Annotated in this window: 23 protein-coding genes; 12 read left to right on the top strand and 11 right to left on the bottom strand. The window is 66.9% G+C overall.

Annotation, left to right across the window (positions count from 1 at the left end; all coding sequences use genetic code 11):
- Positions 1-70: 70 nt before the first annotated feature.
- On the top strand, positions 71-2,899 hold the full coding sequence (locus A7X97_RS16770; RefSeq protein ID WP_111008223.1) for a valine--tRNA ligase: 2,829 nt from the start codon (positions 71-73) through the stop codon (positions 2,897-2,899).
- 133 nt (positions 2,900-3,032) lie between these two features.
- Positions 3,033-3,854 (top strand): EamA family transporter, encoded by an 822-nt coding sequence (locus A7X97_RS16765; protein WP_111008222.1) that lies wholly within the window; start codon positions 3,033-3,035, stop codon positions 3,852-3,854.
- 45 nt (positions 3,855-3,899) lie between these two features.
- Here A7X97_RS16765 and rimI read toward each other — a convergent pair whose 3' ends face one another.
- The 3 genes from rimI to pssA are packed head-to-tail and all read right to left on the bottom strand — an operon-like array spanning position 3,900 to position 5,670.
- Positions 3,900-4,397, bottom strand: coding sequence for a ribosomal protein S18-alanine N-acetyltransferase (gene rimI, locus A7X97_RS16760; RefSeq protein WP_049465109.1), 498 nt, complete (start codon positions 4,395-4,397; stop codon positions 3,900-3,902).
- On the bottom strand, positions 4,394-4,897 hold the full coding sequence (locus A7X97_RS16755) for a hypothetical protein (protein ID WP_072168871.1): 504 nt from the start codon (positions 4,895-4,897) through the stop codon (positions 4,394-4,396). Before A7X97_RS16755 ends, rimI begins: the two co-directional genes overlap by 4 nt.
- On the bottom strand, positions 4,894-5,670 hold the full coding sequence (gene pssA, locus A7X97_RS16750; RefSeq protein ID WP_111008221.1) for a CDP-diacylglycerol--serine O-phosphatidyltransferase: 777 nt from the start codon (positions 5,668-5,670) through the stop codon (positions 4,894-4,896). The genes A7X97_RS16755 and pssA overlap by 4 nt, the downstream gene beginning before the upstream one ends.
- A gap of 80 nt (positions 5,671-5,750) precedes the next feature.
- Between pssA and A7X97_RS16745 the strand changes: the two genes are divergently transcribed.
- The 3 genes from A7X97_RS16745 (at position 5,751) to A7X97_RS16735 (ending at position 8,413) form a co-directional block, all read left to right on the top strand.
- A complete protein-coding gene (locus A7X97_RS16745) occupies positions 5,751-6,164 on the top strand; it encodes a DUF4124 domain-containing protein (protein ID WP_245885044.1) in 414 nt (137 codons plus the stop codon).
- Positions 6,104-7,807, top strand: a complete 1,704-nt coding sequence (locus A7X97_RS16740) for a proline--tRNA ligase (RefSeq protein ID WP_111008220.1) — start codon at positions 6,104-6,106, stop codon at positions 7,805-7,807. The genes A7X97_RS16745 and A7X97_RS16740 overlap by 61 nt, the downstream gene beginning before the upstream one ends.
- Before the next feature lie 222 nt (positions 7,808-8,029).
- Positions 8,030-8,413: an H-NS histone family protein gene (locus tag A7X97_RS16735; protein ID WP_005415203.1), complete on the top strand. Its 384-nt coding sequence runs from the start codon at positions 8,030-8,032 to the stop codon at positions 8,411-8,413.
- 109 nt (positions 8,414-8,522) lie between these two features.
- On the opposite strand, the gene A7X97_RS16730 is transcribed toward A7X97_RS16735, so the two are convergent.
- Entirely contained in the window at positions 8,523-9,782 is a 1,260-nt protein-coding gene (locus A7X97_RS16730) for a threonine/serine exporter family protein (protein WP_046428410.1), read from the bottom strand.
- 92 nt (positions 9,783-9,874) lie between these two features.
- Between A7X97_RS16730 and A7X97_RS16725 the strand changes: the two genes are divergently transcribed.
- The 4 genes from A7X97_RS16725 to A7X97_RS16710 are packed head-to-tail and all read left to right on the top strand — an operon-like array spanning position 9,875 to position 13,393.
- Positions 9,875-10,996 (top strand): MlaE family ABC transporter permease, encoded by a 1,122-nt coding sequence (locus A7X97_RS16725; protein ID WP_065179137.1) that lies wholly within the window; start codon positions 9,875-9,877, stop codon positions 10,994-10,996.
- Between the two features lies 1 nt (position 10,997).
- Positions 10,998-11,825: an ABC transporter ATP-binding protein gene (locus A7X97_RS16720; RefSeq protein WP_111008219.1), complete on the top strand. Its 828-nt coding sequence runs from the start codon at positions 10,998-11,000 to the stop codon at positions 11,823-11,825.
- Positions 11,826-11,828: 3 nt separating this feature from the next.
- Positions 11,829-12,755, top strand: a complete 927-nt coding sequence (locus A7X97_RS16715) for an MlaD family protein (RefSeq protein WP_088496891.1) — start codon at positions 11,829-11,831, stop codon at positions 12,753-12,755.
- Positions 12,752-13,393 carry an ABC-type transport auxiliary lipoprotein family protein gene (locus tag A7X97_RS16710; protein ID WP_111008218.1) on the top strand — a complete coding sequence of 214 codons (642 nt, stop codon included), beginning with the start codon at positions 12,752-12,754 and terminating at the stop codon, positions 13,391-13,393. Before A7X97_RS16715 ends, A7X97_RS16710 begins: the two co-directional genes overlap by 4 nt.
- Before the next feature lie 4 nt (positions 13,394-13,397).
- Here the strand turns inward: A7X97_RS16710 and A7X97_RS16705 are convergent, their stop codons facing one another.
- Genes A7X97_RS16705 through A7X97_RS16695 form a run of 3 tightly spaced genes read right to left on the bottom strand, consistent with a single transcriptional unit; the run spans position 13,398 to position 15,397 of the window.
- Entirely contained in the window at positions 13,398-13,985 is a 588-nt protein-coding gene (locus tag A7X97_RS16705) for an alpha-ketoglutarate-dependent dioxygenase AlkB family protein (RefSeq protein ID WP_111008217.1), read from the bottom strand.
- A gap of 46 nt (positions 13,986-14,031) precedes the next feature.
- Entirely contained in the window at positions 14,032-14,664 is a 633-nt protein-coding gene (locus tag A7X97_RS16700) for a CoA transferase subunit B (protein ID WP_111008216.1), read from the bottom strand.
- Position 14,665: 1 nt separating this feature from the next.
- Positions 14,666-15,397, bottom strand: a complete 732-nt coding sequence (locus A7X97_RS16695; RefSeq protein ID WP_111008215.1) for a CoA transferase subunit A — start codon at positions 15,395-15,397, stop codon at positions 14,666-14,668.
- A 160-nt stretch (positions 15,398-15,557) separates the two neighbouring features.
- On the opposite strand from A7X97_RS16695, the gene A7X97_RS16690 reads away from it, so the two are divergent.
- From A7X97_RS16690 to A7X97_RS16680, 3 genes are all read left to right on the top strand, one after another.
- On the top strand, positions 15,558-18,866 hold the full coding sequence (locus A7X97_RS16690) for a DEAD/DEAH box helicase (protein ID WP_111008214.1): 3,309 nt from the start codon (positions 15,558-15,560) through the stop codon (positions 18,864-18,866).
- A 98-nt stretch (positions 18,867-18,964) separates the two neighbouring features.
- Positions 18,965-20,311 (top strand): phosphohexomutase domain-containing protein, encoded by a 1,347-nt coding sequence (locus A7X97_RS16685; RefSeq protein ID WP_088496885.1) that lies wholly within the window; start codon positions 18,965-18,967, stop codon positions 20,309-20,311.
- A gap of 11 nt (positions 20,312-20,322) precedes the next feature.
- A complete protein-coding gene (locus A7X97_RS16680) occupies positions 20,323-21,726 on the top strand; it encodes a mannose-1-phosphate guanylyltransferase/mannose-6-phosphate isomerase (protein WP_065179127.1) in 1,404 nt (467 codons plus the stop codon).
- Between the two features lie 65 nt (positions 21,727-21,791).
- Here the strand turns inward: A7X97_RS16680 and rfbD are convergent, their stop codons facing one another.
- From rfbD to rfbB, 4 genes are read right to left on the bottom strand one after another with little or no spacing between them, the layout of a single operon-like run.
- A complete protein-coding gene (rfbD, locus tag A7X97_RS16675; RefSeq protein ID WP_111008213.1) occupies positions 21,792-22,685 on the bottom strand; it encodes a dTDP-4-dehydrorhamnose reductase in 894 nt (297 codons plus the stop codon).
- Positions 22,682-23,239 carry a dTDP-4-dehydrorhamnose 3,5-epimerase gene (gene rfbC / locus A7X97_RS16670; protein WP_049416859.1) on the bottom strand — a complete coding sequence of 186 codons (558 nt, stop codon included), beginning with the start codon at positions 23,237-23,239 and terminating at the stop codon, positions 22,682-22,684. The genes rfbD and rfbC overlap by 4 nt, the downstream gene beginning before the upstream one ends.
- Complete coding sequence (rfbA, locus tag A7X97_RS16665) at positions 23,236-24,123, bottom strand: glucose-1-phosphate thymidylyltransferase RfbA (protein ID WP_111008212.1); 888 nt, start codon at positions 24,121-24,123, stop codon at positions 23,236-23,238. The genes rfbC and rfbA overlap by 4 nt, the downstream gene beginning before the upstream one ends.
- Positions 24,124-24,137: 14 nt before the next feature.
- Complete coding sequence (gene rfbB, locus A7X97_RS16660; RefSeq protein ID WP_111008211.1) at positions 24,138-25,193, bottom strand: dTDP-glucose 4,6-dehydratase; 1,056 nt, start codon at positions 25,191-25,193, stop codon at positions 24,138-24,140.
- Between the last annotated feature and the right edge of the window lie 180 nt (positions 25,194-25,373).

Raw genomic sequence — 25,373 nt, 5'->3', positions numbered from 1 at the left:
GCGCCCCGGCCCCCTTGATGGGCCGCCGCCGCGCCCTGATCCTTCAACGATTACCTCCTGGTTCCCCCGCATGACCCAACTCGCCTCCAGCTACGACCCGACGTCCTTCGAGACCGACCTCTACGAGGCCTGGGAGAAGGCCGGCCACTTCAAGCCGTCCGGCACGGGCGAGCCGTACACCATCCTGCTGCCGCCGCCGAACGTGACCGGCACCCTGCACATGGGCCACGCCTTCCAGCAGACCCTGATGGACGCGCTGGTGCGCTACCACCGCATGCGCGGCTACGACACGCTGTGGCAGGTCGGTACCGACCACGCCGGCATCGCCACCGAAATGGTGGTCAGCCGCAACCTGGCGCTGGAAGGCAAGGGCGAGACCCGCGATTCGCTGGGCCGCGAAGGCTTCATCGGCAAGGTCTGGGAGTGGAAGCAGCAGTCCGGCGACACCATCGAACGCCAGATGCGTCGCCTTGGCACCTCCGCCGACTGGTCGCGCAGCACCTTCACCATGGACCCGCAGCCGTCGGCGGCAGTCAATGAAGCCTTCGTGCGCTGGTACGAGCAGGGCCTGATCTACCGCGGCCAGCGCCTGGTGAACTGGGACCCGGTGCTGAAAACCGCCATTTCCGACCTGGAAGTGGAGAGCGCCGAGGAAGACGGCTTCCTGTGGTCGATCGCCTACACGCTGGACGAAGGCCTGAGCTACGAGCACGTCGAGCGCGATGCCGACGGCGTGGAAACCCTGCGCGAAACCCGCGACTACCTGGTCGTCGCCACCACCCGCCCGGAAACCCTGCTGGGCGATACCGCGGTGATGGTGCACCCGGAAGACGAGCGTTACGCGCACCTGATCGGCAAGAGCGTGGTGCTGCCGCTGACCGGCCGCCGCGTGCCGGTGATCGCCGACGACTACGTGGACCGCGCGTTCGGCACCGGCGTGGTCAAGGTCACTCCGGCGCATGATTTCAATGACTATGAAGTGGGCGTGCGCCACAGCCTGCCGATGATCAACCTGTTCACCCCGGTGGCGGCGCTGAACGAGAATGCGCCGGAACGCTTCCAGGGCCTGGACCGCTATGAAGCGCGCAAGGCGGTGCTGGCCGAACTGGAAGACCTGGGCATCCTGGTCGAGACCAAGGCGCACAAGCTGCAGGTGCCGCGCGGCGACCGTACCGGCCAGGTGATCGAGCCGTACCTGACCGACCAGTGGTTCGTGAAGATGGACGACCTGGCCAAGCGTGGCCTGGAACTGGTCGAGGACGGAAGCATTTCCTTCGTGCCGCCGAACTGGATCAACACCTACCGCCACTGGATGAACAACATCCAGGACTGGTGCATCAGCCGCCAGCTGTGGTGGGGCCACCGCATCCCGGCGTGGTTCGATGCCGCCACCGGCAACTGCTACGTCGGTCGCAGCGAAGAGGAAGTGCGCGCCAAGCACAACCTGGGCAGCGACGTGGTGCTGAACCAGGAAAGCGACGTGCTGGAGACCTGGTTCTCCTCGCAGCTGTGGCCGTTCTCCACCCTGGGCTGGCCGAACGAGCAGGCCATGGCCGAGCGTGGCTTCGACCGCTACCTGCCGTCGTCGGTGCTGATCACCGGCTTCGACATCATCTTCTTCTGGGTGGCGCGCATGATCATGGCCACCGACAACCTGGTCGGGAAGATCCCGTTCAAGGATGTCTACTTCACCGGCCTGATCCGCGACGGCCAGGGCCAGAAGATGTCCAAGAGCAAGGGCAACGTGCTCGACCCGCTGGACATCATCGACGGCATCACCATCGACGATCTGGTTGCCAAGCGCACCGGCGGCCTGATGCAGCCGAAGATGGTCGAGAAGATCGAGAAGGCCACCCGCAAGGAATTCCCGGACGGCATCGCCGCCCACGGTGCCGATGCGTTGCGCTTCACCATCGCCGCGCTGGCCACCCACGGCCGCGACATCAAGTTCGACATGAACCGCGCCGAGGGCTACAAGAACTTCTGCAACAAGCTGTGGAATGCCAGCCGCTTCGCCCTGATGAACACCGAGGGCGCTGCGTTCATCGGCGCGCCCAAGCCGCGCACCGATGCCGAGCGCTGGATCCTCGCCCGCCTGGCCGCCACCACCGCCGAGGCACAGGGGCATTTCGCCGCCTACCGCTTCGACCTGCTGGCGCAGTGCCTGTACGAGTTTGCGTGGAACGCGTTCTGCGACTGGTTCCTGGAACTGAGCAAGCCGGCCCTGAACGGTGCCGACGCCGCCGATGCCGAAAGCACCCGCCACACCCTGCTGTACGTGCTGGAAGCACTGCTGCGCCTGCTGCACCCGCTGACGCCGTTCATCACCGAACAGCTGTGGCAGCAGCTGGCCCCGCGCCTGGGCCTGGCCGAAACCACGCTGTCGCTGCGCCCCTACCCGACCGCCGCCGAATTCGCCGGTGATTTCGCCCAGGCCGAGGCCGACGTGGAATGGCTGAAGGCGGTGATCAGCGCGGTGCGTCGCGTGCGCAGCGAACTGAACGTCGCACCGTCCAAGCAGGTGCCGCTGCGCCTGCAGGCCGGCCTGGCGCAGGACCGCGTGCGCATCGAACGCTTCAGCACCTCGCTGTCGTTCCTGCTGAAGCTGGACAGCATCCAGTGGCTGGCCGAAGGCGAAAGCGCACCGCCGGCGGCCGCCGCGATCGTGGGCGAGCTGAAGCTGCTGGTGCCGCTGGAAGGCCTGGTCGATCTCGATGCCGAGCGCGTGCGCCTGGACAAGGAAATCGCTCGCGTCGAAGCCGAAAAGGAAAAGAGCGAGACCAAGCTGGCCAGGTTCACCGACAAGGTGCCGCCGGCCGTGGTCGAGCAGGAACGCGTGCGCCTGGCCGACTGGAACACCCAGCTGGCCGGCCTGCGCGAACAGCGCGCGAAGCTGTAACGCCGCGCTCTGGTGCGTGCCAACCAAGGTTGGCACCTACCACGCCGGGAGAGGTTGGCACCCACCCAAGCGAAATGGGAAACGCCGGGCGATGCCCGGCGTTTCCATTTCCCCCGCATGGCATCATCGCCGGATGCCTCTTTCGATCTTCCTGCTGGTTCTCGCCGCTGCGGCACTGCATGCCAGCTGGAATGCGATCGTCAAGCGCGGGCCGGACAAGTTCCTCGGCACCGTGCTGGTCACCGGCAGCGCCGCGCTGCTGTCGGCCGCCGCCCTGCCCTTCCTGCCTTTTCCCGCCGCGCACAGCTGGCCCTGGCTGGGCGCATCGGTGCTGTTGCAGGTGACCTATTACGGGCTGGTCGCACGCTGTTACCAGCAGGTCGACATGAGCCTGGCCTACCCGCTGATGCGTGGCAGCGCGCCGATCCTGGTCGCACTGGCGGGCACCCTGCTCGGTGAACCATTGCCGGCTGCAGCGTGGCTGGGCGTGGTACTGGTGAGCACCGGCATCCTGTGCATGGCAGTGGGTGCGCGTGGCGGCCAACTGCGCCTGCCGCTGCTGACCGCAGCGATGATCGCCACCTACACGCTGGTCGACGCGCAGGGTGCGCGCCAGTCCGGCAGCGCGCTCAGCTACACGTTGTGGTTGTTCCTGCTGTCGGGCATCCCGCTGCCGCTGTGGGCGTTGTACACGCGCGGCGGCGCGGTGCTGGACTATGCCCGGCGGCATTGGCCGCTGGGACTGGCCGGTGGCGTCGGCACCACCGCCTCCTATGCGATGGCATTGTGGGCCATGACCCAGGCGCCGGTGGCAATGATTTCGGCGCTGCGCGAATCCTCGATCCTGTTCGCGCTGCTGATCTCGGTGTTCCTGCTGCGCGAACGGATACCCCGCGCGCGCTGGCTGGCGGCGTCGCTCATCATCGGTGGCGTGCTGGCGTTGCGGCTGGCGTGATGGGCGCGTTGGTAGTGCCGGCCGCTGGCCGGCAACCCGTCTGCGTCACAGCGGCGGCATCGCCTGCAGGTCGCCGTCGACCAGCTCGATGGCCATCACCACTGCATCCTCGCGGCCCTGTGCAGCCGGGTAGTAGCGCGGGCGGCGGCCGATCTCGTTGAAGCCTTCGCTGTGGTACAGCGCCAGCGCCGGCGTATTGGACGGACGCACTTCCAGGAAGACGCGCTGTGCGCCACGGTCGGCTGCCAGCTGCACCAGTGCGCGCAGCAGCTGGCGGCCCAGCCCGCGCGACTGTGCCAGTGGATCGATGCAGATGTTGAGCACGTGCGCTTCATCCGCGGCGATGCTGAGCACGCCATAGCCGACCAGCAGGCCATCACGCTCCATCGCCAGGCCGGGATAACCGGCGCGCAGGCAGTCGATGAAGATGCCGCGGGTCCAGGGAAACGGATAGCCCCGCAGCTCGATCGCCATCACGGCATTGAGGTCGCTCTCGCGCAGCGCACGCAGGCTGACCGGGCCGGGCCGGGTTACCGCGCTCACGGCGTGCCCCGCTTGCGCAGGGCACGCAGCTGCGGCCACAGCGCACGCTTGGCGGCCGGGTCGCGGCGCAGCTGGTCCAGCGGCCAGCTGTCCATCAGCATCTGGGTGGCCGGGTCGTTCGGGTTGCAGCCGGAGGCGCGCAGCAATGCGATCTGCAGGCGATCGGGCAGGCGTACCACCGGCTGGCGTGCGTTGCCGCTGGGCAGCGGGCGCTCAGCCGCCGGCACGGTATCCGGGGCACTGACCGGCGTTTCGCGGCGCGGCGGTGCCGGGCGTTCCGCGCGTACTGCGGTCGCGGGCGCGGTATGGGCGTCGCGCGGCGGCACAGCAGCCCGCACCGGCTCCGGCTCCGGCGGAGCAACACTGGCTTCGGCCACGCTCAACTGCAATGCGGCATCCAGCTCGGCGGCCAGCTGGCCGTCGTGATAGACGGTATAGCCCATGGCCTGCAGCCAGGCCTGCTGGGCCGGTGACCACAGCACGGGCAGGTCCTGGCTCACGCGGCCTCGGGCTTCTTGCGCATGCGCTGCCCGGCCCACATCACCGGGCCGGACAAGGCGTACAGGATGCCGACCGCGAACAGCACGCGCGGCAGGTCGATGACCGCAATCGCGATCGCCACCGGCACCAGTGCCAGCACCAGGAACGGCACGCGATCCGAACGGGTGCCCTTGGCATCGCCGCCCTTGAAGCTCCAGAAACGGATACGGCTGACCATCAGCAGCGCAGCGATGATCGTCACCGCCAGCGCCACGTAACGCAGCTGGTTGCCATCCCAGCCCAGGTTGCCGTCGGCAAACGCCCAGACGAAGGACATCATCAGGCCCGCTGCGGCCGGGCTGGCCAGGCCGACGAACCAGCGCTTGTCGACCACCGCCACCTGCGTGTTGAAGCGGGCCAGGCGCAGCGCCGCGCAGGCCGCATACAGGAAGGCCACGGCCCAGCCGACGCGGCCGAGGAGCGGATCGTCGAACTTCAGCCACGACAGCGACCAGTGGTACATCACCAGCGCCGGGGCCATGCCGAAGCTGACCAGGTCGGCCAGCGAGTCGTACTGCACGCCGAATTCGCTGCTGGTACCGGTCAGGCGCGCCACGCGCCCGTCCAGGCCATCCATCACCGCCGCCACGAACACGGCGATGCTGGCGTTGACGAAATCCCCGTTGGCCGCGGCGATGATCGCGTAGAAACCGGAGAACAGGCCGGCGGTGGTGAACAGGTTGGGCAACAGGTAAATCGTGCGCGAGCGCGGCGGCGGTGTGATCGGGTCCATGGAATCCAGTTTAATCGACTTGCCAGTGCTCGGCGCCAATGCTGCAATCGGCGTTCTACGCCCATTCCGTGGAGTTTGCCATGCGTGCCCTGTCCTGCCTTGGATGCCTGCTGCTGTTGGCCAGTGCCAACGCCGTGGCCGGTCCCGTGTACAAATGGAAGGACGCCCATGGCGTGACGCAGTACTCGGAGACCCCACCAGCGGGCAAGAAGTACGAGACCCGCGAGCAGGCCCGCACCCCGCAGGCCGCGACCAGCACCGAGACCCCGGCCGCGCCGGTTCCCGAGCAGTGCAGCACGGCCCGGGCCAACCTGGCCCTGCTGGACGGCGGTGGCCAGGTGATGCAGGACACCGATGGTGATGGCAAGGCCGATACCCCTCCCCCCGGCCGGGCTGGCAGAATAGACGTCTCTGCCGTTATCCAAAGCCGACGATGCGCCTCTCCCAGTTCCACCTGCACACCACCAAGGAAACCCCCAGCGACGCCGAGCTGACCAGCCACCGGCTGATGCTGCGCGCGGGCATGATCCGCAAGCTGGCATCGGGCCTGTACACCTGGTCGCCGCTGGGCCTGCGCGTGCTGCGCAAGGTCGAGCGCATTGTTCGCGAGGAAATGGACCGGGCCGGCGCGGTGGAATTCCAGATCCCGACCATCCAGCCGAAGGAACTGTGGGAGCAGACCGGCCGCTGGCAGAAGTTCGGCCCGCAGCTACTGAAGATCAAGGACCGCAAGGACCAGGTGTTCTGCTACAGCCCGACCGCCGAAGAAGCCGCCTGCGACTTCGCGCGCAGCGAGCTGTCCAGCTACAAGCAGCTGCCGGTGAACTTCTACCAGATTCAGACCAAGTTCCGCGACGAGATCCGCCCGCGCTTCGGCGTGATGCGCGCGCGCGAGTTCCTGATGAAGGACGCCTATTCGTTCCACCTGCACGATGAGTGCCTGGTGCGCGAGTACGAGAACATGAAGTCGGCCTACAGCCGCATCTTCACCCGCCTCGGCCTGGACTTCCGCATGGTGCAGGCGGACTCCGGCGCGATCGGTGGCGATGCTTCGCAGGAGTTCCACGTGATCGCCGATTCCGGCGAAGACGCCCTGGTGTTCTCCACCGGTTCGGACTACGCGGCCAACATGGAGGCGGCGATCGCCGCCGATCCGGCACCGCGTGCGGCCGCCTCCGAAACAATGCGCAAGGTGGATACCCCCACCCAGAAGACCTGCGAGGACGTCGCGGCCCTGCTCGGCATCGACCTGCAGCGCACGGTGAAGTCGGTGGCACTGATCGCCGGCGAAGGCGAGGCACAGCAGTTCGTGCTGGTGCTGGTGCGTGGCGACCATGAGGTCAACGAGATCAAGCTGGCCAAGGTGGCCGGGCTGGACGAGCAGCGCTTCGCCAGCGAGGCGGAAATCGCCGAGTACCTGGGCAGCGTGCCAGGCTTCCTCGGCCCGGTCGCACCGGCCAAGGCCATCCGCGTGGTCGCCGATCGCGAAGTGGCGGCAATGGCCGACTTCGTCGTCGGCGCCAACGAGGCCGGTTTCCACCTGGCCGGCGTCAACTGGGGCCGCGACCTGCCGGAACCGGAAGTGGCCGACATCCGCAACGTGCGTGCCGGTGATCGTGCCGTGGACGGCGGTGAACTGAAGATCGCCCGTGGCATCGAAGTCGGCCACGTGTTCCAGCTCGGCCGCAAGTACGCCGAAGCGCTGGATGCCACCGTGCTGGATGAAAACGGCAAGGCGGCGGTGATGGCGATGGGTTGCTACGGTATCGGCATCTCGCGCGTGGTGGCTGCCGCGATCGAACAGAACCATGACGATGCCGGCATCATCTGGCCGGACGCGATGGCGCCGTGGCAGGTCGTGGTGTGCGTGATCAACCCGAAGGGCGATGCCGTTGTGGCCGACGCTGCAGCCAATCTGCTGCAGGAGCTGCGCGACGCCGGCCTGGACGCCGCGCTCGACGATCGCGGCCTGCGCCCGGGCGCGATGTTCGCCGACATGGAACTGATCGGCATCCCGCACCGCGTGGTGGTCAGCGAACGCGGCCTGGCCGCCGGCACCTACGAGTACCGCGCGCGCCGCGCCAGCGAGGCGGAGAGCCTGGACAAGGCCACCCTGCTGCAGCGACTGCAGGGCTGACGTGGAAAGACCGGGGCCTGCCCCGGTCTTTTTTTTTTGGCGCGCGGCCTTTCCCTATATTGCAGCGGACATAATCCGGTCAAAATCACCGCGATAGCGTCTGCATGCCGCCACGCCATGACCCGCCTGCATTTGTGCTGTGATTAATTCATCTCTATTCTGTCCGCCGACGCCATGGACTGGCTTGTCCCGTCCACACATTAGTTTCCGGAGTAACCGTAAATGAGCATTGACCTGACCGGCCTGTCAGCACGCGAGCTGGGCGCCCTGATCCGTACCGCCAAGAAGCAGCAGACCATCGTCGCCAAGCGCCGGCCGATCACCAAGGTGCGCGCCCAGCTGACCAAGCTGGCCAAGACCGAGGGCTACACCATCGAGGAACTGTTCGGCGACGCCCCGGCACCGCGCGCGCGCAAGGTGGCCAAGGTCGCCAAGGCACCGTCGAAGACCGCCGGCCGCAAGCTGGGCAAGGTTGCCCCGAAGTACCGCAACCCGGCCAACCCCAAGGAAACCTGGACCGGCCGTGGCAAGCAGCCGCGCTGGATGGCTGAACTGACCGCCAAGGGCAACAAGAAGCCGGAAGATTTCCTGATCAAGAAGGCCTGAGGCCGGATCGGGGAGCAATAAAAAACGCCGGCGAAAGCCGGCGTTTCCTGTTTGTAGAGCCGCGCCCACGCTCGGCTATCCATATGCAAAGCCGAGCGTGGGCTCGGCTCTACAGGGTCTTGCGCGCCGGCATCAGCAGGTTGCCGAACAGCAGGCCCGCCACCAGCGCCATCACCACGTTCAGAACGGTGAGGAACACGCTCTGGCCGGCGCCCACGTCCTGCTGCTGGACCAGGGTCAGCACGCCACGCAGGCTGGTGCTGCCGGGCACCATCATGATGATGCCCGGCAGGCGGATGATCGCGCCCGGACGCCCGACCAGGCGACCGAACAGGTTGCCACCGGCGGTCAGCAGCATTGCCGACAGGAAGATGCCGGCCGGCGCGCCCCAGGCGTGGCCGCCGAACTTGGAGATCGCGTAACCGGCCACCGAGGCGGCGATCACCCACGGGTAATCGCGGCGGTTGGCCTTGAACAGCATCGCGAAGGCGAACGCGGCGGTCAGCAGCGAGCCCCATTCCACCCACGGCCCCTGCGGCCGCGCGGCCCGGATCACCGGATCCAGGCCGAGCACATCGGCCAGGGTCACCGCGATCATCGCGCCGACGCTGAGCTTCATGATGGTGGTCAGCGCGCCGGCAAAGCGCGCGGTACCCGATACCCAGTGCTGGCTGGCCAGCTCATTGACCGCATTGGTCAGCGACATGCCGGGCAGCAGCACCACGAGCGAGGCGATGATCACCGTATTGAGGTTGAGCGCACCAATGAACGACGCGACCAGGGTGGCGACCATGCCGGCCAGCAGCGCGGCCAGTGCCTCGGCGGCTTCGCGGGTGGCCGGGCGGCGATCGGTGACCATGCCGAGCAGGCCGATCATCAGGCCGATGACACCGGCGGTGGCGATGTCCAGCCACGGCAGCTTCCACATGCCGGCCACGCCAGCCGCGCCGAGGGTGAACGACAGGATGGTGCGCAGCTTGCCGCGTCGGCCCGGATCCTTGTCCAGCTGGCGCAGCGCAGTGTGGCCCTGGGCGATGCTCATCCGCCCGTTGGACACTTCTTCGGCGATGTGGTCGGCAACGCTGAGCTTGTGCAGGTCGTTCTCACCCGGTGCCAGGCGGATCACGCGGGTGATGTCGCTGGAGCCGATCGCCTGGGCCGGATCGCTGAAGCTGAGGATGATACCGGTGGGATTCGACCACGGTTCACAATCCAGATCGAGCTGGCGGGCCAGGGCAACCACCGCCGTTTCCAGGCGCTGGGCCGTGGTGCCATAGCTGTGCAGGCGTCCGGCGATCTCGGAAACGAAGGCCACGCGCTGTGCGTAGGTGGCCTGGGGTGTGGGGATCGTGTGAGCATCTGCGGACATGCGCCGTAGTATTACCTACGCTGGGGCCCGCCGGAGAAATTCATCCAAGTTCGACGCGAAGCCCGATACAGAACGGTTATGCTGCGACCCGAATGGCCCACGTCACCCCGAACCTCGCTCCCCAGCTCGAACAGGATGCCCACGACCCGGGCCTGATCCGCCTGTCCGGCACCTGGACCTTGAAGACCGCGCTGGCCGCGGCCGAAGTCCTGCGCGGCGTTCCCGACGCGCTGACCGGCATCGATGCCACCGGCATCGAGCAGCTCGATTCGGCCGGCGTGCTGCAGGTGCTGCGCGTGGCCCATCGCGCCGATCTCCACGAAGACGCGCTGCAGTTCCGCCCGGACCACCAGGCGCTGGTGTGCACCATCGAGGAAGTGGCCGATGACCGGCCCAAGGCCAAGCGCGATTTCGGCGTGCTGGCCGCGCTGGAGCGGCTGGGCGTCAGCGTCCACGCCACCGGCCACAACATCAAGGCCCTGTGCAGTTTCCTCGGCGAGAACCTGGTCAAGGCGGCGCGGCTGGTCAAGGAACCCCGCCGCTTCCGGCTGACCGCCACCGTGCATCAGATGGAGCAGGTCGGGCTGGATGCGGTGCCGCTGGTGGCGCTGTTGTCCTACCTGGTGGGTGCGGTGATCGCCTTCCTCGGCTCGACCATCCTGCGCGACTTCGGCGCCGAGATCTACGTGGTCGAGCTGGTCAACATCGCCTTCCTGCGCGAGTTCGCCGTGCTGCTGACCGCGATCGTGCTGGCCGGCCGTACCGCCAGCGCGTTCACCGCGCAGATCGGTGCGATGAAGGCACGCGAGGAGATCGATGCGATGCGTACGCTGGGCCTGGACCCGGTCGACCTGCTGGTGCTGCCACGCTTGCTGGCGCTGCTGGTCACCCTGCCCTTGCTGACCTTCATCGCGATGATCGCCGGCCTGGCCGGCGGCATCACCGTCGGTGCGTTCGACCTCGACATCCCGCCGCAGATGTACATCGCGCGCATGCACGAGACGATGGAAGTGCGGCATCTGCTGGTGGGCCTGTCGAAGGCGCCGGTGTTCGCCCTGGTGATCGGCCTGATCGGCTGCCTGGAAGGGCTGAAGGTGGAAGGCACCGCGCAGTCGGTGGGCGAACGCACCACCTCCAGCGTGGTGCAGACGATCTCGCTGGTGATCATCATCGACGCCTTCGCGGCGTTGTGGTTCATGCACATGGACTGGTGACATGAGCACATCCGCCCTCCCCGAATCCATCGACATGCGCGACGACCAGGGCCACGAACTGGCCATCCGCGTGCGTGGTCTGGTCAACCGGTTCGGCAGCCAGACCGTGCACGAAGACCTGGATCTGGACGTACGCCGCGGCGAGATCCTGGGCGTGGTCGGCGGCTCCGGCACCGGCAAGTCGGTGCTGATGCGCTCGATCCTCGGCCTGCGTGTGCCGGATGCTGGGCAGATCGAAGTCCTCGGCCGCGATGCGCGTGCCGACGACGCCGAGAGCCGCCTGCACATCGAACGCAATACCGGCGTGCTGTTCCAGGACGGTGCCCTGTTCTCGTCGCTGACCGTGGGTGAGAACGTCCAGGTGCCGTTGAAGGAACACCACCGCGAGCTGCCCGAGCGCTGGCACTACGAACTGGCGCTGCTGAAAGTGAAACTGGCCGGCCTGCCCGCCGACGCGATCAACAAGCTGCCCTCGCAGCTGTCCGGCGGCATGCGCAAGCGCGCCGGCCTGGCCCGGGCGCTGGCGCTGGATCCGCCGTTGCTGTTCCTGGACGAACCCACCGCCGGCCTCGACCCGATCGGCGCGGCCGCGTTCGACCGCCTGATCAAGACGCTGCAGGAAGCGCTGGGGCTGACCGTGTTCCTGATCACCCACGACCTGGACACGCTGTACGCGATCTGCGACCGGGTAGCGGTGATCGCCGACCGCAAAGTGGTGGCCAATGCGCCGCTGCCGGACATCGAGAAACTGGATCATCCGTGGATCCAGGAATACTTCCACGGACCCCGCGCGCGCGCCGCGCGTGGCGAACAGATCGAGAGTGCCTGAGCCATGGAAACCAAAGCCAACTACGTGCTGATCGGCGCGTTCACCCTGATCACCGGCCTGGCCCTGCTGGCCTTCGGCCTGTGGGCGGCCAAGTACTCCTCCGACCGCACCTGGCAGGAGTACCGCGTGGTCTTCCGCGAAGCGGTGACCGGCCTGTCGGTGGGCAGCCCGGTGCAGTACAACGGCATCGCGGTGGGCTCGATCACCGAACTGAACCTGGTGCCCGACGACCCGCGCCAGGTGGTCGCGCGCATCCGCCTGAACTCCAACACGCCGGTCAAGACCGATACCCGCGCCAAGCTGGCGATCACCAGCCTGACCGGCCCGTCGATCATCCAGCTCAGCGGCGGCACGCCGCAGTCGCCGGCGCTGACCACGGTCAACAAGGATCCGGCACCGATCATCCCGACCACGCCCTCGGCGCTGCAGAACATCACCGATGTGGCCAACCGCATCGTCGAGCGCATGGACCAGATCCTCAGCGACCGCAACGTGGCCTCGATCAACGCCACGCTGGCCAACCTGGAGACGATCAGCGGCGGCCTGGCCGACCGCGACCAGGGCACGCAGGCGCTGCTGCTCAGCGCGCGCGATGCCGCCCGCAGCCTGGACACCACGCTGAAGACCACCAACGGCACCATCGAGCGCCTGGACAGGAACCTGGTGCAGCAGCTGCCCGGCATCATCGACAAGCTCGACGCGACCCTGGCCAAGCTCGACTCGGCCGCCGGCAATGCCGATTCGATCCTTGGCGAGAACCGCGCCGCGATCAACAGCTTCGCCAACGATGGCCTCGGCCAGCTGGGCCCGACGCTGACCGAACTGCGCGGCCTGATCCGCGACCTGCGCCGGGTCAGCGACCGTCTCGAGAACAACCCCGCGCGCTACCTGCTGGGCCGCGACGCACCCAAGGAGTTCGAACCCCAATGAGCACGCCCCCCCTTCCGCGCCTGCTGCTGGCCGCTTCGATGGTCGGCCTGCTGGGCGGCTGCTCCATCCTCGGCAGCAGCGAGAAAACCGCAGTGACGCTGTACTCACCGTCCGTGCAGGTCAAGGCGGACCCCGCGTGGCCGCAGGCCAGCTGGCAGCTGGTGCTGGCCAAGCCCAGCGCCGCGCGCATGGTCGACAGCCCGCGCATCAACGTGCGGCCGACGCCGTCGCAGCTTGAGATCTACAAGGGGGCCAGCTGGGCGCAGCCGGCCACCGACATGATCGAGGACACCCTGCTGCGTGGCTTCGAGGATTCCGGCCGCATCCGCGGCGTGGCCCGCAGCACTGCCGGCATCCGCGCCGACTACAAGCTGTCCACCGACGTGCGCCGCTTCGAATCGGATTACCTGGGACAAGCCACGCCGACGGTAGTGATCGAGGTCAACGCCAAGCTGATCCATGTCGCCGACCAGCGCGTGGTGGCCGACCGCACCTTCCGCCAGGCGCAGCCGGTCGGCAGCACCGACGTACCGGCGGTGACCGCGGCCTTCGAGCGTGGCCTGCAGCAGCTGGCGCAGGACGTGGTGGGCTGGACGCTGGCGAGCGGGCAGGCCGATCAACCTAACGTCGCGCGCTGATCGATCAGCGCGGCGCAATCCAGCGGAACGTCAGGTTGATCCGTTCACCCTGCACCCGTGCCATCTTCGGAAGCGCGTGCTGGTAGAACCTCTGCGTCTGCCCCGCCATTACCAGCAGATCGCCATGGCCGAGCAGGAATTCAGCCTTGCGCGCCGGATCGTCGCGTCGGCGCAGCAGGAAACGGCGCGCCGCACCCAGGCTCAGCGACGCGATCACCGGGGCCGGTCCCAGCTCCGGCTCGTCATCGCTGTGCCAGCCCATGTAGTCACCGCCACCGCGATAGCGGTTCAGCAGCACGCTGTTGAAGCGGCCGTAGCCTTCGGCCTGCAGGCGCTCGCGCACGGCCTGCAACACAGGCGGCCACGGATGCGGCACGAACTCGACACCGGAGTAGCGGTAGCGCGCCTGCGGGTCGCCGATCCAGCAGCTCAGCCGCGGCGAGTCCACCCAGTTGCCGAACATGCGGATGCGGTGGACCTCCCACCGCACGTCGGCCTGCAGCGCTCCCATGAGCCGGTCGGCGTTGGCAGCGGCCAGCCAGCCCGGCAGGTGCTGGACGTCGGCGTCGGGCAGGTCGTGGGGAAACAGCATGGCACCCCTTTGAGAAACAGGGCGGCCTTAGGCCGCCCTTGCACCTTCAGCCGCGCAGGAACGCGACGCCGGTCTTTTCCTTCAACTCGTCATCGCTGACACCCGGCGCGGCCTCCACCAGCCGCAGGCCCTTGTCAGTCACGTCGAACACGGCCAGATCGGTGATGATGCGGTCGACCACGCCAACACCCGTCAACGGCAGCGTGCATTCGCCCAGGATCTTGTGCTCGCCGTTCTTGGCGGTGTGCTCCATCAGCACCACCACGCGCTGCACGCCAGCGACCAGGTCCATCGCACCGCCCATGCCCTTGACCATCTTGCCGGGCACCATCCAGTTGGCCAGATCGCCCTTGTCGGTCACCTGCATCGCACCGAGGATGGCCAGGTTGACGTGGCCACCGCGGATCATCGCGAAGCTGTCGTGGCTGCCGAAGTAGCTGGCGCCCGCACGTGCGGTGACGGTCTGCTTGCCGGCATTGATCAGGTCAGCGTCGACTTCAGCGTCGGTCGGGAACGGGCCGATGCCGAGCAGGCCGTTTTCCGACTGCAACCATACATCCACGCCTTCGGGAATGTGGTTGGCGACCAGGGTCGGCAGGCCGATGCCCAGGTTCACGTAGGCGCCATCGGTCAGTTCCTGGGCGGCACGGGCCGCCATTTCATCGCGGGTCCACGCCATGTCAGTTGCCCTCCGCGCGGATGGTGCGCTGTTCGATTCGCTTCTCAGGATGCGGGTTGTGCACGATGCGGTGCACGTAGATGCCTGGCAGGTGCACCTGGTCCGGGTCGATGGCGCCGACCGGCACCACCTCTTCCACTTCCACGATGCAGACCTTGCCGGCCATCGCGCAGGCCGGGTTGAAGTTGCGCGCGGTTTTGCGGAACACCAGGTTGCCAGCCTCGTCGGCCTTCCAGGCCTTGACCAGCGCCACGTCGGCGCGCAACGCGGTCTCCATCACGTAGTGCTTGCCATCGAACGCGCGGGTTTCCTTGCCCTCGGCCACCACCGTGCCGTAGCCGGTGGCAGTGAAGAACGCCGGAATACCTGCGCCACCCGCACGCAGCCGCTCGGCCAGGGTGCCCTGCGGGTTGAACTCCAGTTCCAGCTCGCCAGCCAGGAACTGCCGTTCGAACTCCTTGTTCTCGCCCACGTAGGACGAAATCATCTTCTTGATCTGCCGCGTTTCCAGCAGCTGGCCCAGGCCGAAGCCATCGACCCCGGCATTGTTGGAGATCACGGTCAGGCCCTTGACGCCGCTGTCGCGCAGCGCAGCGATCAGCGCCTCGGGAATGCCACACAAGCCAAAGCCACCCACGGCCAGGGTCTGGCCATCGGCGACCACCCCCTGCAGGGCCTCCGCCGCACTGGCGTAGCGCTTGCCGCGCTTTCCGCCGGAAGTCGATTGCTGCATTGCTGTACTACCCTGCACGTTGAGGATGACGGCATTCTAGCTGGAGGGCGGCGAAGGGCCTGGATGCGCCGCAGCATTGACGGAGCACCGGGCGGGCATTGGGTAGAATGGCTGATTCCACCCAGAAGGGTGCCTCAGCGCCTGCGCCCCTCCATCTACGATGACGCTGACCTTCACTGACGAAGACCTGTTCCGCTGGATCGACGAATGGACACTGCAGAAAAGCGAGCAGTGCCTGGGTGGCGTGCGCAACCGGCAACTTCGCGAGGGCCTGCTGACGGCCGAGGTGCAGGGTTCGGCCAGGCATCCCTACCACGTGGAGATCGATCTGGCCGCCAGTATGCGCACCGCGCGCAGCCGCCTGCAGAGTGCCTGCTCCTGCCCCGTCGGCCGCGCCTGCAAGCATGTGGCGGCGGTGCTGGTCTCCCACATGCTGGAACCGCTGGCCATGGATGAGAGCCCCCTGACCGAACAGGACCTGGCGCAACCGCCGCGTGCTGAACTGCTGGCGGATCTCTCGCGTTGGCAGAGCACCCGGATCCGGCCGGCCCAGCCACGCCGGAACGGTGTCATCTTCGAACTGTCCACCTACAACCATCGCCCCGCCGTGCTGGTCCGGCGCGTCAAGTACGGTGCCGATGGTGCGATCAGCCCGGGCAAGTGGATGGATATCACCGCAGACCTGCTGCTGGAGCCTCCCGCATACCTCACCCCGACTGATCTGGCGGTGATGATCCAGCTACGCACCCAGCGGCAGCCCGCGACGAAAGACGAATGGATCGACTTCGCGGCCACCCTGCAGCTGATCGTCTCCAGCGGCCATGGCTGGGTCTCATGTGGTACGCAGGACGTGCTGGCCCGGTCGGGCGCTCCACGCCGCGGCGAACTGGGCTGGGTCGTTGACATGGCGCAGGGCGCGACGCTGCTGGAACCCACGTTGAGCGTGGAGGGCGGCGCCAGAGGCGTGGTCCTGGGCCGGAGTGCGTGCTATCTGGACCCGGTCACCGGCGAGGTCGGTCCACTGCAGCTGGATGTCAGGCCCGAAGACGCCGACGCGTTCCTGAGCCTGCCCAGTTTGTTACCCAATGAAGCGTCGGTGGTCGCACAGATGCTGCAGCAAATCGACCCTGCGCTGCCGCGCCCCGGTGCAAGCGACACGCTGCCCACCCTGCAGATCACTTCGATGATTCCTGTGCTGCGCCTGCATACGATCGAGTTCCGGCCGGCATGGCTTGGCCGTGGCGACGCTTCGCAATGGGCCGATATCGCGACCGTGGCCTTCGAATACGACGAGCACATCCGGTTCCTGGACGATCCGAGCCTGTTCGCACACGATCCGGAGGGCCAGCTTGCCCTGCTGCCCCGCGACCTGGCTGAGGAATCACGGCGTGAGGCCGAGCTGCGCACGGTGGGACTGCATCGCGACACGGCTCCGCGGGCGCCATTGGAGGGCGCAGGACCTCAGTTCCAGCTGCGCACCCATGACTGGACACGGTTTCTGCTGGACGACGTGCCGCGCCTGGAAGCCTTGGGCTGGAAGGTGGAGACGGACGACGATTTCCGCCATCGCATCACCCGGGTGGATGTGATCGACCTGGACATCCAAGCGGACCCGGCGGATGCGGGCTGGTTCAACCTGGGCCTGGATATTCAGGTGGAAGGCCGCAACGTGTCGATGGTTCCGCTGCTGCAGCAGGTGCTGCAGTCCGATCCCCGCTGGATGCGTGGCCAGCTGGACGCCATCGGCGACGATGAGAACATCCTGTTGACGACGGGCGACAACACGTGTCTGGCACTGCGGGCCGCACGACTGAAGCCGATCATGGCCCTGTTGGCGGACCTGTTCGCCCAGCGCGGCGCGCCGCTGCGCCTGTCTGCGCTTGACCGTGGCCGCCTGCAGGCGCTGCAGGACACGGCGCACCTGCAGTTCCGGGGGCGCGACACCCAGGCGATGGTGCAGCGGCTGATGCAGGCACCCGCATTGGGTGAAGTGCCGCCGCCGGCAGGGCTGGTGGCAACGCTGCGTCCCTATCAGCGCGAAGGCCTGTCGTGGCTGCAGTACCTGCGCCAGCAGGGCCTGGGGGGCGTGCTGGCCGATGACATGGGGCTGGGCAAGACCGTACAGACGCTGGCGCATGTGCTGGTCGAGAAGGAAGCCGGCCGCCTGGACCGTCCAGCGCTGCTGGTGGTGCCCACTTCGCTGCTGCACAACTGGCAGAGCGAAGCGGCACGCTTCACCCCGGGCCTGCGCGTGCTGACCCTGCATGGACCGGCACGTGAAACGCTGTTCGAGGCGATTCCCGGGCACGACCTTGTACTCACCACCTACCCTCTGCTGTGGCGCGACGAGCAGGCGCTGCAGGCACATGCCTACCATCTGCTGATTCTGGATGAAGCCCAGCAGGTGAAGAATCCGAAGTCACGCGCGGCCATCACCCTGCGCATGCTGCAGGCGCGCCACCGGCTGTGCCTGACCGGCACGCCGCTGGAAAACCACCTGGGCGAACTGTGGACGCAGTTCGACTTCCTGCTGCCCGGCCTGCTAGGCAGCGAGAAACAGTTCAACCAGCATTGGCGCCATCCGATCGAACGTGGCAGCGACCACCGCCGCGCCACCTTGCTGGCGCAACGGCTGCGTCCGTTCATCCTGCGCCGGCGCAAGGACCAGGTGGCGTCAGAGCTTCCGCCCAAGACCCTCATTACGCGTGCAGTGGAAATGGAAGGCGGCCAGCGTGATCTCTATGAAACCGTGCGCGCAGCGATGGAAAAGCAGGTGCGCGAGGCCATCAGCGGCAGCGGGCTGGCGCGCAGCCATATCGTGGTGCTGGATGCGTTGCTGAAGCTGCGCCAGGTCTGCTGCGATCCGCGCCTGCTGCCGGGCGACGCCCCGGCCCGCAATGCCGGTTCGGCCAAGCTGGAGCTGCTGCGCGACATGTTGCCGTCGATGGTCGAGGAAGGCCGGCGCATCCTGCTGTTCTCGCAGTTCACCGGCATGCTCACGCTGATCGCGCAGGCGTTGGATGATCTGGGCCTGGCCTATGTGACCCTGACCGGCGACACCCAGGACAGAGCCACGCCGGTGCAGCGCTTCATGCAAGGCGAGGTGCCGGTGTTCCTGATCAGCCTGAAGGCAGGTGGCGTCGGGTTGAATCTGACCGCCGCCGATACCGTCATCCACTTCGATCCGTGGTGGAACCCGGCGGCCGAAAACCAGGCCAGCGATCGCGCCCATCGCATCGGCCAGCAGCAGCCGGTATTCGTTTACCGGCTGATCGCCGCAGGCAGCATCGAAGAACGGATTGCCGAGCTGCAGGAGCGCAAGGCCACGCTGGCCGACTCCATTCTCGAAGGCGGCGGCGCTACGGGGCCGCGCTTCAGCGAAGAAGACGTGCAGGCGCTGCTGGCGCCGTTGCCGGGGCTGCCCGGCAAGCGTTTGCGTAAAGCGGGCAAGCGGTCGACGCTAACCTGATCCTTGGATACCAGTCACGTGGCGTTGCGCCATGGAAACGATTCCCATACAGGACTGGGACTACAATCGTGGGCTGAGCTCCCCAAGGATCCCGATCAATGCCCCTGCCCGCCTTCAAGGCCTATGACATCCGCGGCCGTGTGCCGGAAGAACTGAACGAAGACCTGGCCCGCCGCATCGGCGTCGCCCTGGCCGCGCAGCTCGCTCCCGGTCCAGTGGTCCTCGGCCACGACGTGCGCCTGACCAGCCCCGCGCTGCAGGATGCATTGGCCGCAGGCCTGCGCGGTACCGGGCGCGAGGTGATCGACATCGGCCTGTGCGGCACGGAAGAAGTCTATTTCCAGACCGACCATCTGGGCGCGGCCGGCGGCGTGATGGTCACCGCCAGCCACAACCCGATGGACTACAACGGCATGAAGCTGGTCAAGGAGAACGCACGGCCGATCAGCTCCGATACTGGCCTGTTCGCGATTTCCGATGCGGTTGCCGCCGATACGTCCGCGGCGCAACCGCCGCGTGCCGCGCAGAGCGCCCGGCACGACAAGAGCGCGTACATCCAGCACCTGCTGAGCTATGTCGACGCCGGCAAGCTGCGGCCGCTGAAGCTGGTGGTCAACGCCGGTAACGGCGGCGCCGGTGCCATCGTCGACCTGCTGGCACCGCACCTGCCGTTCGAGTTCATCCGCATCTGCCACGAACCGGACGGCAGCTTCCCCAACGGCATTCCCAACCCGCTGCTGCCGGAGAACCGCGCCGCCACTGCCGACGCGGTGCGCGAACACGGCGCCGATTTCGGCATTGCCTGGGATGGTGACTTCGACCGCTGCTTCTTCTTCGATCACACCGGCCGCTTCATCGAGGGCTACTACCTGGTGGGCCTGCTGGCCAAGGCGATCCTGGCGCGCAACCCGGGCGGCAAGGTCGTGCATGACCCGCGCCTGGTCTGGAACACCGTGGACATGGTCGAGCAGGCCGGCGGTGTACCGGTACAGTGCAAGAGCGGCCACGCTTTCATCAAGGAAAAGATGCGCGCCGAAGACGCGGTGTACGGCGGCGAGATGAGCGCCCACCACTACTTCCGCGAGTTCGCCTATGCCGACTCCGGCATGATCCCGTGGCTGTTGATCGCCCAACTGGTCTCCGAAAGCGGGCGCTCGCTGGCCGAGTGGGTCGAAGACCGCATGGCCGCCTATCCGTGCAGTGGCGAGATCAACTTCAAGGTGGCCGATGCCAAGGCCGCCGTCGCGCGCGTGATGGAGCATTTCGCGGCGCAGTCGCCCACCCTGGACCACACCGATGGCATCAGTGCCGACTTTGGCGACTGGCGCTTCAACCTGCGCAGCTCCAACACCGAGCCGCTGCTGCGCCTGAATGTTGAAGCCCGGGGCGATGCCGCGCTGATGCAGGCACGCACCGACGACATCTCCCGCCTGATCCAGCAGTAACCGAGGAACGCATGAGCAGCATCCAGCCCGTCATCCTGTCCGGTGGATCCGGTACGCGCCTGTGGCCGCTGTCGCGCGAGGCGTATCCGAAGCAGTTCCTGCCGTTGGCAGGTGAACTGACGATGCTGCAGGCCACCTGGAAGCGCGTGGCGCCGATCGCCGCGCGCGGGCCGCTGGTGATCGCCAACGAAGAGCATCGCTTCGTCGCCGCCGAGCAGCTGCAGCAGGTTGGCGCCGAGCCGGCCGCGATCATCCTCGAGCCGGTCGGCCGCAACACGGCTCCTGCGATCGCAGTGGCCGCGCTGGAAGCCACCCGCGACGGTGCCGACGCCCTGCTGCTGGTGCTGCCGTCCGACCACGTGATCACCAACGAGACTGCGTTCCGCAGCGCCGTGCAGGCGGCGGCCGGCGCTGCCGAGGCCGGCAAGCTGGTCACCTTCGGCATCGTGCCGACCGGACCGGAAACCGGCTACGGCTACATCAAGGCCGCCGATGGCCAGGGCCTGCGTGCGGTCGAGCGCTTCGTCGAGAAGCCCGACCTGGATACCGCGACCGGCTATGTGAGCAGCGGCCAGTATTACTGGAACAGTGGCATGTTCCTGTTCAAGGCCTCGCGCTACCTGCAGGAACTGGAACGCTTCCAGCCCGCGATGCTGGCTGGCAGCCGCCAGGCCTGGCAGCAGGCGCGCCGCGATGCCGACTTCACCCGCCTGGACAAGGACGCCTTCACCGCCGTTCCGTCCGATTCGATCGACTACGCGGTGATGGAGAAGACCGCCGATGCGGTGGTGATTCCACTGGATGCGGGCTGGAACGATGTCGGTTCGTGGACTGCGCTGCGCGATGTCTCGCAGCAGGACGGCGATGGCAATGCCCACCAGGGCGACGTGATCGCCATCGACTGCCGCAATACCTATGCCTACGGCCAGCGCCTGGTGGCCATGGTCGGCCTCGATGACGTGATCGTGGTCGAGACAGACGATGCGGTGCTGGTGGGCAAGGCCGACCGCATGCAGGAGGTCAAGACCGTGGTGGCACAGCTCAAGGCCGAAGGCCGCAGCGAGGCCACCTGGCATCGCAAGGTCTATCGCCCATGGGGCGCCTACGATTCGATCGACAACGGCGAGCGCTTCCAGGTCAAGCGGATCACGGTCAAGCCCGGTGGCACGCTCAGCCTGCAGATGCACCACCATCGCGCCGAGCACTGGATCGTGGTCAGCGGCACCGCCGAGGTGACGCGTGGCGATGAAGTGATCCTGCTCAGCGAGAACCAGAGCACCTACATTCCGTTGGGCGTGACCCACCGCCTGCGCAACCCGGGCAAGCTGCCGCTGGAACTGATCGAAGTGCAGTCCGGCAGCTACCTCGGCGAGGATGACATCGTGCGCTTCGAGGATACCTACGGGCGCAGCTGACCCAGCGCCCGCCGACCGCTGGTCGGGGTGGGTGCCGACCGTTGGTCGGCACGCCGCCTACAGGGTCAGGCAATCTCCGCCATCACCCGCTTCAGGCCGTCCTGCCAAGTTGGCAGCACGATGCCGAAATCCTGCTGCAGCTTGCGGTTGTCCAGCACCGACCAGGCCGGACGCTTGGCCGGGGTCGGATACTCGGAGCTGGGAATCGCCTCGACCGTCGGCACCTTGGCCAACACGCCGGTGACCAACGCCTCGGCGAAGATCGCTTCGGCGAACCCATGCCAGCTGGTCTGGCCGCTGGCGGTCAGGTGCCAGGTACCCGACAACTGCCCCGGATGCTGCAGCGCCTGCAAGGTGACATCAGCGATCAGCGCGGCCGGCGTCGGCGTGCCGACCTGGTCGGCCACCACCCGCAACGCATCGCGCTCGGCCCCGACGCGCAGCATGGTGCGCAGGAAGTTCGCGCCGTGCGAGGCATACACCCACGCCGTGCGGAAAATCAGATGGCGGCCACCGGCCGCACGCACCGCGTCTTCGCCATCGCGCTTACTGGTGCCATACACGCCCAGCGGGGCGGTCGGCTCGTCTTCGCGGTAGGGCGCGCTGCCCTGACCATCGAATACGTAGTCGGTGGAGTAATGTACGAACGGCACGCCGTGGGCCGCGCACCAGCGCGCGATTACGCCCGGCGCCTGCGCGTTGGCAGCGAAGGCCGCATCAGCGTCCTGCTCTGCGCGGTCAACGGCGGTGTAAGCGGCCGCATTGACCACCAGCGACGGCTGCACGCGGTCCAGCAAGGCAGGCAGGCTGTCGGGCTGGCCGAAATCGGCGGTTTCGCAGGCGCTGCCGTCGGGCAGCTGGCCGCTACGGGTGGTGGCTACCACTGCTCCCAGCGGGGCCAGCGCGCGCAGCAGCTCCTGGCCGACCTGGCCATTGCCACCGAACACCAGCACGGTCATGGCACGTAGACCGGCAGGCGGTCTTCAGCAACGTCCTTCAGGAACGGCGCGTTCTCGTCCTTGGCCGACAAGGTCGGTGCACTGACCGGCCAGTCCACGGCGATGTCAGCGTCGTTCCAGCGGATACCCGCATCGGCTTCCTTGACGTAGACATCCGTGCACAGATAGCTGAACAGAGCGCGCTCGGACAGCACGGCGAATCCGTGGGCGAAGCCTTCCGGAATCCAGAACTGCCGCCTGTTCTCAGCGCTCAGTACCACCGCTTCCCAACGCCCGAAGGTCGGCGAGCCGCGGCGGATATCCACGGCGACGTCGTAGACCTCGCCCTCCAGCACGGTCACCAGCTTGCCCTGCGGGCGCGGCCACTGGTAATGCAGGCCTCGCAGCACGCCCTTGGCAGAGGTGGAGACATTGCTCTGCACGAAGCGCTCCGGCAGGCCCAATGCAGCGAAGCGCTCGGCGTTCCAGGTTTCGTAGAAGAAGCCACGTTCGTCGCCGAACACCGCCGGCTCGATGACCCGGCATCCCGGCAGTGACGTCTCGATTACTTTCACGGAACCACTCCGCGCTGGGCCAGCGTGTGCAGGTACTGGCCGTAGCCATTCTTGATCAGTGGTGCCGCCAGTGCTTCCAGCTGCTCGGCGTTGATCCAGCCCTGGCCGAACGCAATTTCCTCCGGGCAGCAGACCTGCAGGCCCTGGCGGGTCTGGATGGTCTCGATGAAGTTGGACGCCTCCAGCAGCGATTGATGGGTACCGGTGTCGAGCCAGGCATAGCCACGGCCCAGGGCTTCCAGATGCAGGTTGCCTTCGGCCAGGTAGCGCTTGTTGAGATCGGTGATTTCCAGCTCACCACGCGGCGACGGCCTGAGTTCAGCCGCATGCGCGCTGGCATTGCCATCGTAGAAGTACAGGCCGGTCACTGCGTAGTTCGAGCGCGGTTTCTCGGGCTTCTCGACCAGGTCGATGACCTTGCCACTCTTGTCGAACTCGGCCACGCCATAGCGCTCCGGGTCATTGACCCAGTAACCGAACACCGTGGAGCCTTCCACGCGCTCATCGGCGCGCTTGAGCACGTCGCGCAGGCCGTGGCCGTGGAAGATGTTGTCGCCCAGCACCAGGCAGCTCGGCTTGCCGGCGACGAAATCACGGCCGATCAGGTAGGCCTGGGCCAGGCCATCGGGGCTCGGCTGCACCGCGTACTGGATGTCCATGCCCCACTGCGAGCCGTCGCCCAGCAGCTGCTGGAAAAGTGCCTGCTCGTGCGGGGTGTTGATGATCAGCACCTCGCGGATGCCCGCCAGCATCAGCACGCTGAGCGGGTAATAGATCATCGGTTTGTCGTACACCGGCAGCAGCTGCTTGCTGACGCCCTTGGTGATCGGATACAGCCGGGTGCCGGAGCCGCCGGCGAGGATGATGCCTTTACGCTGCGTCATGTCGTCTCCAGGGTTCAGGCCGCAGTGCCGATGCGCTGCAGACGGTAGCTGCCGTCCAGCACGCCGTTGACCCAGTCCTGGTTGTCCAGGTACCAGTCGACGGTGAAGGCGATGCCCTGCTCGAAGGTGTAGGCCGGTTCCCAGCCCAGATCGTTCTTCAGCTTGGACGCGTCGATCGCATAGCGGCGGTCATGGCCGGGGCGGTCAGTGACATAGGTGATCTGGCTGCTGCGCGGCTGGCCGTCCGCGCGCGGGCGGCGCTGGTCCAGCAGCGCGCAGATCGCCTGCACCACTTCGATGTTCTGCTTTTCCGAATTGCCGCCGACGTTATAGGTCTCACCGACCTGGCCCTTGGCCAGCACGGTGCGGATCGCTTCGCAGTGATCGGACACGAACAGCCAGTCGCGCACCTGCTTGCCATCGCCGTACACCGGCAGCGGCTCGCCGGCCAGCGCCTTGGCGATCACCAGCGGAATGAGCTTCTCCGGGAAGTGGTACGGGCCGTAGTTGTTGGAGCAGTTGGTGGTCAGCACCGGCAACCCGTAGGTGTGGTGGAACGCACGCACCAGGTGGTCCGAAGCGGCCTTTGACGCCGAATAGGGGGAATTCGGGGCGTACGGCGTGGTTTCGCTGAACTTGCCGGTCTCGCCCAGGGTGCCGTACACCTCGTCGGTCGACACGTGCAGGAAGCGGAACGCCGCGCCCTGCTCGGCCGGCAGCGCCTTCCAGTAATCACGCACGGCTTCCAGCAGGCCCAGAGTGCCCACCACATTGGTCTGGATGAAGGCACCCGGGCCATCGATGGAACGGTCGACGTGGCTCTCGGCGGCGAAATTGAGCACCGCGTCCGGCTGGTGTTCGGCCAGCAGGCGGGTGACCAGGGCGCTGTCGCCGATGTCACCCTGCACGAACACATGGTTCGGGTTGCCGTCCAGGCTGGACAGGGTCTTCAGGTTGCCGGCGTAGGTCAGGGCGTCGAGATTGACGACCTTGATGCCACGGGCGACCGCTTCGAGAACAAAGTTACCGCCAATGAATCCGGCACCGCCGGTGACAAGCCATGTGGGCACTACCTGTTCTCCTGTTGATGATTCAAATGGGTCGCATGCCGCAACCTGATTCAGCGCAACAGGATACATCGGGGGCACCTTCACGACTGCCTTCGCACCGTGAACGAGCAGCAGTACGCGGCACACTCATGCCGCACCGCAGCATAACCATACGCATTCGCATGGTTCCCTCAAGCCAGC

Origin of the sequence: Stenotrophomonas sepilia, from assembly GCF_003244875.1 — a bacterium.
GTDB classification, from domain to species: Bacteria; Pseudomonadota; Gammaproteobacteria; order Xanthomonadales; family Xanthomonadaceae; genus Stenotrophomonas; species Stenotrophomonas sepilia.
The sequence above is the reverse complement of the archived record's forward strand: the minus strand, read 5'-3'. Positions and strand labels throughout refer to the sequence as shown.